The sequence below is a fragment of the Acidicapsa acidisoli genome (assembly GCF_025685625.1).
Taxonomy (GTDB): domain Bacteria; phylum Acidobacteriota; class Terriglobia; order Terriglobales; family Acidobacteriaceae; genus Acidicapsa; species Acidicapsa acidisoli.
On the sequence record NZ_JAGSYI010000011.1, the window covers coordinates 1 to 4,845 of the forward strand.

Sequence of the window (4,845 nt, forward strand, 5' to 3'; positions counted from 1 at the left end):
TGGTCACCCATGCAAACTATCAGCAAAGCTGGCCGACTAACCCATCGATTGGAACAGTTGTCCAGAACGGCAACGGGCCGATTGCTTACGTAGGATTTGGCGGCGGTACCGCAACATTCCTGGATGACGTATACATTGATAGCTGGACATTTGGCGCAGAATAAGCCGACGCGGACCACCACGCCGATATTCTTATACCTCCGCGCCGGAGGTGAGCATCTCCGATGCCACCTCCGGCGCAACTATTTAGTCTATGATCCCTGGAATCAACCATCGCTGCATAAGCTACGAGAATGGCGACTGCTCGGCGCTGCCTCGGCTCGAACAACAGAATAAAGAGAATTAAAGGCATTGACAGAGTAAGCGTTTCGTCATCCCAAGGACCAAACGCTTACGCAGAAGGATTCGACATCAAATCTTCACTCAGTTGCGAATTTTCTTCGCAGCATCCCAGATGATCGGTGGCGTGATCGCGTGCAAAACTCTCTTGACAGTATGTTGAGCAGCGGGTATTTCGGTTCCCGGGCGCTGTTGGAAGAGCGTGGTATGGTCCCCGGCGACTTCTTCCTCGGGTCGACCGTTGGAGTAATAGTAGGTTGCCATAGATTTGCGGGTTCGATCCGGGGGGCAGGCAAGAGGCGTCGGATGCCCGTGGTAGGAAAAGCTGGTTGTGCTGAAGATGGCGCATCGGTTGAAGATCGGGAGAATTTTTTGCTCCGCGTGCGTCATTTCCCGGTTCCACAGTTCGAAGTGGCCCCCATACTCTTCTTTCCAGTCCTTGTTCATATAGACGAGCACGTTCAGCCGGCGATCGAGATTCAGCTTCTTATGGTAGTTAAAGTCAGCATGAACTTCCAAGTGGCCGCCACGTTCAATCTGATGCAAACCGCCGCCCAAAAAATATGGGTCCGGGATCACGCCCTCGATTCCGGTCAGAACTTCAAGAAACTGCACCATCGGGCGGCTATTCAAGAAGTAAAGTACGTCTCGAATAGAATCGGGAAGCTTCTCCGCGACATCGAATGCCAACTTCTTCTCATTTTGACCCGAAAAAGCACCCCAATCCAATTGCTTAGGCTGCGGAAAATCGCGAAGAGCAGCCTCGGCCGCTTCTATCGGAAGGAAGTTGTCAATATATATATGCGGGAAGGGTTTGTTGGCCTTGTATTCGGCCGCCTTCTCCTTAGCTAGCCCTTGAAGTTTGGCCAGGTATTCGTCGTTGAATAGAACGCTCATCTCTAGTATCTCCATCCCTCATGAGGCTAAACAAGACCGCCTGCGCCGCTGTTAATTTTTCTGTAAACGCAGTTTACCATAGTGGAAGACCGCGAAAAACAGCACCAAAAATGGGCACTTGAGGTCCATTCAGCGGCATAAAGCAATCACACAAAACGGTCATTCGCATGGCCCGCTGCATGATCAGTTCATTAGGAGGCGCAGTGCATATCTACGCTACCGGCGGAAGAAGTGCGCGATCCGTCTCGCCTGCAACTCAGGCTCAAACTGCGGATCATAGCCCGACACGCCACGCGCCATCAGCAGTTCTACCCAAGGCAGATCACGCGTCTGCGACTCGCGAAAGGCCACCAGCGTCTCAACGCTTCCCACCACCTTGGCCGGAACGCCGCTGACGATCTTGCCCTCAGGAACATCCCGCGTGACCAGCGCCCCGGCAGCCACAATCGCATTGGGTCCGATCGTGACATTCGGCATCACGATTGCGTTATGACCGATGAAGACGTTGTCCTTCAGTCGCACAGGGCCCACGCTATCCAGAATCACTCCGTACGCACGATTCAACATCGCCACTGAACCATCATGCCCAAATACCGTGCACGTCGCCATCTGCACGTTGTTACCAATCTCTACATACTTGGGATCGGTGAAGACCGATGTGGGCATGATGTAACAAAACTCACCCTGCGATTGAAAGGTCTTCCTGGCTCTCAGAAAACGCGCATATTCATCGCCCAAAGGACGACATATGCGGAGGTACAAGCCATGCAACCGCCCGGTGCGGAAGGCTATCCTGCGAATGAGTCCCCTGATCATTTACTTATCTCCTCGAGTTGTAACAATGAGCCTTCCATTGCACAATAAACCAACGCGAAATTTCCTGGCCGCCAAATAATCCGCGGCGATTCAAAAAGGCGGTTACGGGCGTGCCTTCCTGGCATCAACCGATGCCAGGATCCGACACGGCATGCGCGTGGACAAGAGCCTCATCGTGCCGCAACATCACGGCGCGGCCAAGTTTCCCTCAAAGCATGTTTAGAAAAATCAAGGATAGCATTCCGCCGTGGCGCTTCTCGTCACGCTATCGTACCGTGCAATCGAGAAGGCTTGTGCCGGTATAACATTGCTTATGCTCAATTTCACCTCCTGCTACGTCAAGATCGCGGCCCTTAGCGTCTCTATCTTCGAGTTGCACAACTACACTGCACACACAAACACATCAAGGTAAGGGAGCATACGAATGGCTGATTTGACCGCAGATACTATCCTCGCCGGCCTCCGACCGATTTTCGAAGACGTGCTCAATGAACCTGACATTGAACTTACCCGCGACTCGAACGCGCTCAACACTCCAAACTGGGACTCTCTTGCTCACATCGAAGTCATCGAGTTAGTACAACGCCGTTTCAAGGTAAAGTTCAACCTCGCCGATCTGCAGAAGCTCAAAACCGTAGGTGACCTCGTCGACCTGGTATTGGAAAAGTCGCTGGCTCGTTGAACGTCCCTTCCAGAAGGCGAGCAATTAGACAATCCCGAACCGTCAACCCGGCATTCCAGCAAAGAGAAGCTATGCAGCCAGAAATGGCTTCAACGGTGCTCAGACAGTGCGGCGGGAGACGCCGGGTGATCTTCCAGCGTCATGGAGACATCCGATTTCTCCAGCAGCGAGCGGTAGATACCGATCATCTGATCGATCTTGTGCTGCCAATCAAAATCGCGAAGCGCTCTTTTGCGTCCAGCGATCCCCATGGATTGCGCGAGTTCGGGGGAGGCGATCAGCTTCCCCATCGCCTCGGCGAAGCCGTCCACCATATCTTGATAGCTTGTTGGCGCGACGAGTATCCCGCTCGATTCGTCCAGATAGTCCACCGGGCCACCCCAGCGAGTGGCAATTACTGGCTTGCCCATGGCCATGGACTCCAGAACCACGGCGCCACCGCATTCAATGATGCTTGGCAGAACCAGCGCAAGAGCGGTTTGCAGGCGTGCCGCGCACTGCTCCTGTGGCAGCCAGCCGGTAAAATGAACGCGCTCCTTCACCCCCAATTCGTCAGCAAGCTTTTGCCATGGCTCGCGCATGGGTCCGTCGCCAATGACTTCGAGTTCCGCCAGAGGAACCGCCTTCAGCGCTCGAATGACTACGTCCACGCTTTTCAAATCCACTAGGCGTCCGAGGAAGACGAAGCGAGCGGTCGAACTCTCGACACTGACGGAGCTGCCCTGCCAGACGCTGAAGTCGATCCCGTTTTCCACCAGCTCAATGACTCTGCCACGAATCCCCGATGGCAGAGCCAGACGCGTCCGTTCGTTTGCCACAAGAACTACATCCGCCCGCCTTTTGCCTGGAAGCAGGCCATGCACCAAATTGACGAATCGCGCGGCTATAGCAACCCCTGCCCGTGCGATCCATGGCTCGGCGCTACGGAAAGCCGGCGGATATTGCATTCCGCCGTTCAGCGGCCCTATCACCACGGGTACGCCCAGGCCATACAGGACAGAGGGATATTTCGGAGCGACTGGTATTGGCTGGTGAATCAAGTTGATCTGCTTGTCCCGGATCAGACGGCGCACAATTTCCTTCTGACAGAATTGCGTGATGACCTGACTCAAGAGCCCTAGAGTTGACATAGACAGACGTCTCGGCAGATAGCCGCTCAGATAATTGAAGAGCTTGTGAATCCAGAGATCCGGGACAAACAGAATACGGTCAATGTCATCAGGAAACAGTTCTGTCAGCTCGTTTTGCGTTCTCGCGTGGACAACCATCCAGCTTTCGACACCGAGGGACCGCAACAGACGAAAATAATGGACTGGAAGAACGGCCTCTCCGCCGAATTTCTTCGAGGCATGTTCGGCGACAATACAGATTCGCATATGGACTCCGCTGTACGAAAGATGGAGTAGTACCGTAACGATTGCAGCACCCGTTTCAACGCAGTTCCAACACCTAATGGGTGGGTGTCAATTCCACAAACGTCAGCACGTGGCCAAGCGCAGAATGCGCGGCGTGGCCGTCCGGCAGCCCCACCCCCGCGCAGCGTTCAGCCACTGCTTTGCTTCACCGGCTGCATAAAAGCGTTTCAACTCACCGCAAGGTTCTGTCGTCTTAATGTATTTACGAAGCCGCCCCTCTGGCGTACTCCGGAAATAGCTCAGAGAACGTGGTGAAAACACCATGTAGACATGTCTGGAATTCGGCATAGAGTGACTCCCTTATTATCACGCAGAGTTCATAGAATTGGGCGGATTAATCCAAACTGTACCGAACTTCCGCAGCAAAGCCGGAGTTGCCCTGTCCAAATTCGAATGTTCTGGACCAAACTTTATGCTGCCAGGATCTGACGTAGGATTCACCAGAGGAGGGGAGATTGCACATGCGTGGAGCGAGTGTACAACTTCAGCGGTAGCCAATTCTCTGTGGCAGAATGCAGCGGCTATACTTGGATCAATCGCTTGTCCAAAGCTATGGGTTCTACCTCCGGCAGTTTTTCGTTTCCGGGGCATCGGATATTGGATTGATGTGTCATTCAAGGACTTGTGTGAGTTTGCGAAGTAGGAATGCAGCGCCGATGACGATGGGATGCGGATCGGACTGTTCCCAGTGAATGT

Annotated in this window: 4 protein-coding genes; 1 reads left to right on the plus strand and 3 read right to left on the minus strand. The window is 53.7% G+C overall.

Annotated elements, in window-relative coordinates:
- Positions 1-423 precede the first annotated feature (423 nt).
- Positions 424-1,236, minus strand: a complete 813-nt coding sequence (locus OHL23_RS28505) for a 2OG-Fe(II) oxygenase (RefSeq protein WP_263355493.1) — start codon at positions 1,234-1,236, stop codon at positions 424-426.
- Between the two features lie 216 nt (positions 1,237-1,452).
- The gene (locus OHL23_RS28510) at positions 1,453-2,052 is read right to left on the minus strand and encodes an acyltransferase (RefSeq protein WP_263355494.1); all 600 of its coding nucleotides are present in this window, start codon (positions 2,050-2,052) and stop codon (positions 1,453-1,455) included.
- Positions 2,053-2,476: 424 nt separating this feature from the next.
- On the opposite strand from OHL23_RS28510, the gene OHL23_RS28515 reads away from it, so the two are divergent.
- A complete protein-coding gene (locus OHL23_RS28515) occupies positions 2,477-2,734 on the plus strand; it encodes an acyl carrier protein (protein WP_263355495.1) in 258 nt (85 codons plus the stop codon).
- A gap of 89 nt (positions 2,735-2,823) precedes the next feature.
- Here the strand turns inward: OHL23_RS28515 and OHL23_RS28520 are convergent, their stop codons facing one another.
- Positions 2,824-4,110 carry a glycosyltransferase family 4 protein gene (locus OHL23_RS28520; protein ID WP_263355496.1) on the minus strand — a complete coding sequence of 429 codons (1,287 nt, stop codon included), beginning with the start codon at positions 4,108-4,110 and terminating at the stop codon, positions 2,824-2,826.
- Positions 4,111-4,845: the final 735 nt, after the last annotated feature.

Coding starts and splice junctions, on each gene's coding strand:
- OHL23_RS28505 (WP_263355493.1), bottom strand. CDS start 1,236: ATGAGCGTTCTATTCAACGACGAATACCTGGCCAAACTTCAAGGGCTA.
- OHL23_RS28520 (WP_263355496.1), bottom strand. CDS start 4,110: ATGCGAATCTGTATTGTCGCCGAACATGCCTCGAAGAAATTCGGCGGA.
- OHL23_RS28515 (WP_263355495.1), top strand. CDS start 2,477: ATGGCTGATTTGACCGCAGATACTATCCTCGCCGGCCTCCGACCGATT.
- OHL23_RS28510 (WP_263355494.1), bottom strand. CDS start 2,052: ATGATCAGGGGACTCATTCGCAGGATAGCCTTCCGCACCGGGCGGTTG.